Annotated in this window: 2 protein-coding genes and 2 pseudogenes; 2 read left to right on the forward strand and 2 right to left on the reverse strand. The window is 67.1% G+C overall.

The window, feature by feature from the left end; all coding sequences use genetic code 11:
• The first annotated feature begins 292 nt into the window (after positions 1-292).
• Positions 293-799, forward strand: coding sequence for a thiamine pyrophosphate-dependent enzyme (locus VB737_RS06060; protein ID WP_500311986.1), 507 nt, complete (start codon positions 293-295; stop codon positions 797-799).
• A 36-nt stretch (positions 800-835) separates the two neighbouring features.
• Here the strand turns inward: VB737_RS06060 and VB737_RS06065 are convergent, their stop codons facing one another.
• The gene (locus VB737_RS06065; protein WP_500311988.1) at positions 836-1,561 is read right to left on the reverse strand and encodes a GAF domain-containing protein; all 726 of its coding nucleotides are present in this window, start codon (positions 1,559-1,561) and stop codon (positions 836-838) included.
• 915 nt (positions 1,562-2,476) lie between these two features.
• Between VB737_RS06065 and VB737_RS06070 the strand changes: the two are divergent.
• Positions 2,477-3,070 (forward strand): annotated as a pseudogene (locus VB737_RS06070) (histidine kinase dimerization/phospho-acceptor domain-containing protein); the annotation flags it as partial.
• Between the two features lie 42 nt (positions 3,071-3,112).
• Here the strand turns inward: VB737_RS06070 and VB737_RS06075 are convergent.
• Positions 3,113-3,251, reverse strand: a pseudogene (locus VB737_RS06075) (preprotein translocase subunit SecY); the annotation flags it as partial.

The following is a 3,251-nucleotide window of genomic DNA, read 5'->3' on the forward strand; positions in this document are numbered from 1 at the left end:
AAGACCGCACAGCGCACTGGGAGGCAAAACTCCCCATGAGGTCTACACTGAGACCAAACCCTGTCCTTCCCGCCCAGAGTTAACGATGTCAGGGGCCGAATCTGTCCAATAAAAGCCATCCACCTCACTGTGCGAGCGCGTCACCACCCGTTGTGCCGATCACGGCCTCAAGCTCGCCCCGCCAGCCCTCACCGGCGCCGCCGGCGATCCCACCACCTCCGCCACCTTCTACCCACGCCTGCGGCAGCGGCTGCGGGCCGGTGACACGGTGGTGATCGAGACGGGCACCTGCATGACGCACCTCAACCGCATGCTGTTGCCGGAAGGCGTCACGGCGGAAGGCCAGGGCCTCTGGGGATCCATCGGCTGGGCCACGCCGGCCTGCCTCGGAGTGGTGATGGCCAAGACCTCCGGCCATACCTGGATGGTGACCGGCGACGGTTCCCACCAGCTCACCCTCAATGAGATCGGGGTGATGGGCCGTTATGGCGTCAAACCGAGGATCTTCGTGCTCAACAACGGCCTCTTCGGCATCGAGGATGTGATCAGTGAGCGCGGTCATGGCTACGACGATCTGGCGGCCGTCCAGTACCACCTCCTGCCCGAGGCCTTCGGTTGCAGGAACTGGCTGACGGCGAAGGTGAGCACCGTGGCGGAACTCGACCAGGTGCTGGATCGGATCGACAGCCACGATGGCGCCGCCTACATCGAGGTGATGATCCCCAACGAGGAAAGCCAGCCGCTGCCCGACAGCACCATCGACAGCGGCTACAAGCTGCAGACTCCCCAACCCGGCTGAACCCGCCTCAGGGGATTCGCCTGGCCACGGGTGCCTTCAGGGCTGATCCCCTTGCTCCGTGGGGCCTTCCGCGAAGGGAGTCACCTCCGGGAAGTACTTCGCCATGCAGGCGTTGCACACCCCATGGGAGAACTCGACGTTGTCGTGGCTCTTGATGAAGGACTCCACGGTCTGCCAGTAGCCCTGGTCGTTGCGGATGCCCTTGCAGTAGGAGCAGATCGGGATCAGGGTCTCCATCACCTCGATGCGCTCCAGGGCGGCGGCCAGTCGGTCGGAGATCCGCTTCAGTTCCAGCTGCAGCACCACCTGGTGGGCGAGGGTCTCGAGGGCGCGGATCTGCAGGTCGCTGAGCTCCCGGGGCCGCTGATCGATGACGCAGAGCGTGCCGATCTTGGCCCCCGAGGGTGTGCACAGGGGCACCCCCAGGTAGAAGACGATGTTCGGTTCGCTGCAGACCAGCGGGTTGCTCCGGAAGCGTTCATCCTCACGGGCATCCCTGACCACGAGGGTCTGGTCGCCGAGAATCGCGTGGGCGCAGAAGGACACATCCCGGCTCGTCTCGCTGGCCGCCAGTCCCACCCGGGACTTGAACCACTGGCGATCCGCATCCACCAGGCTGATCAGGGCGATCGGCACGTCGCAGAGCTGGGCGGCCAGGAAGGTGATGGCGTCGTACGACTCCTCGGCCGCCGTATCGAGGATGTGGTAATCCTTCAGAGCTTCCAGCCGTGCCGCTTCGCGGGGAGCCACGTTCGCGCGCATGGGGAGCCCCTTCCTCTGACCAAACGTAGGCAAGGCCTTTCGGGGGCCCCACCGCGGTTCACATCTCCTCACCCCCGACACGATCGGCGCCTGGCCTGAAGCGATCGGGGTGTCGACCGTTTAGACCAGCATTGTGCCGTGCGCTGAGGACTCCTGGCTGGCCCGCTCTCCCGTGTGTTTGGCGGCTTCGCGTGGTCTGAACGCCTCAGCAGCGATCCCGCCCCCGGATGGAGCCGCCAGCGGATTCGCGGCGAGAGCGTGCTGCTGGCCGCCATGATCTTCGCCGTCGCGGGGGTGGCCCTCAGCGCCAACTATGTGAGCGCCACCCGACTGCTGCGCAACCAGGTGCGCGACAACCTGCACAACCTGGTGAGCATCGCCGCCAGCGAGATGGATCCGGCCCTCGTCTCCGCCGTCACCAGGCCGGAGCAGACGGGAAATGCGGACTACCGCCGCGCCACCGCACCCCTGCTGCGGCTGCGCAGGCTCGTACCTGACATCTTTTACGCCTACGTCTTCATCGTCACCCCGGAGGGGCTCCGCTTCACGCTCGACAGCACCTATTACATCCAGAACCCCAGCGTCCCGGCCAGCGCCGTCAGCGTCGGCGACCTCTACGTCGATCCCTCCGACGATGCCCTGCGCGCCGCCCGGAGCGGGATGGTCACCGTCAGCAGCAGGCCCTACTCCGATCACTTCGGGTCCTTCATGAGCGGCTTCGCCCCCATCCGCGACCGCGACGGGGTGCTGGTGGGCTTCGTCGGACTCGACATCTCGCTGGCCCAGCTGCAGGACAAGGAGTTCCCCCTGCAGCTCACCTACCTGCTGGGTCTGCTCGGCAGCGCCGGCTTCTCGGTGCTGGCGGCCAACTTCCATCGCCGCTCCCTCAAGGCCCGTGCCAGGGCCTTCCAGGCCATGGCCGCCGCCGAACGGGCCAGGACCACCTTCCTCGCCACCCTCAGCCATGAGATCCGCACCCCGCTCAACGGCGTCATCGGCATGACCGGCCTGGTGCTGGCCACGGAGCTCTCGGCGCAGCAGCGGGAGTGTCTCGACATCGTCCACAGCTCGGGGGAATCCCTGCTCACCCTGCTCAACGGCATCCTCGACTTCACCAAGATCGAGTCCGGTCATGTGGCGCTGGAGCTGGCCCCCTGCCGGCTGCGCCCCCTGCTGGAGGAGACCATCGCCGCCTGCTCCAGCCTCGCCCGGATCAAGGCGATCGACCTGTCCCTGGTGCTGCCCGCGGAGCTTCCCGAGGCCATCGTCACCGACGCCATCCGCCTGCGCCAGATCCTGCTCAACCTGGTCGGCAATGCCATCAAGTTCACCGATGCCGGCCGCGTCGTGGTGTCGGTGGGGGTCGGGGCCCCGTCGGCGCGGGCAGGGGCTGGGGCGAACCCACCGCAGCAGGCAACGACCCCGCTGGAGTTCGCCGTCGCCGACACCGGGGTCGGCATCGCCGCCGACCAGCTGGAGCGCCTGTTCCAGCCCTTCTCCCAGCTGGGCACCACCGCCAACGCCCCCCAGGCGGGCACCGGCCTGGGGCTGGCCATCTGCCGGCAGCTGGATGGTGGAGCCCAGCGCCTTGGGCAGGGTGGCGACGATGTTGATGAAGATCACCAGGGAGGCCCCCTGGCCGATGCCCCGTTCGGTGATCACCTCGCTGATCCACATCACCACCATCGAG

This window comes from Synechococcus sp. BA-120 BA3, from assembly GCF_034931285.1.
Classification (GTDB): domain Bacteria; phylum Cyanobacteriota; class Cyanobacteriia; order PCC-6307; family Cyanobiaceae; genus Cyanobium.

Coding starts and splice junctions, on each gene's coding strand:
- VB737_RS06060 (WP_500311986.1), top strand. CDS start 293: ATGACGCACCTCAACCGCATGCTGTTGCCGGAAGGCGTCACGGCGGAA.
- VB737_RS06065 (WP_500311988.1), bottom strand. CDS start 1,561: ATGCGCGCGAACGTGGCTCCCCGCGAAGCGGCACGGCTGGAAGCTCTG.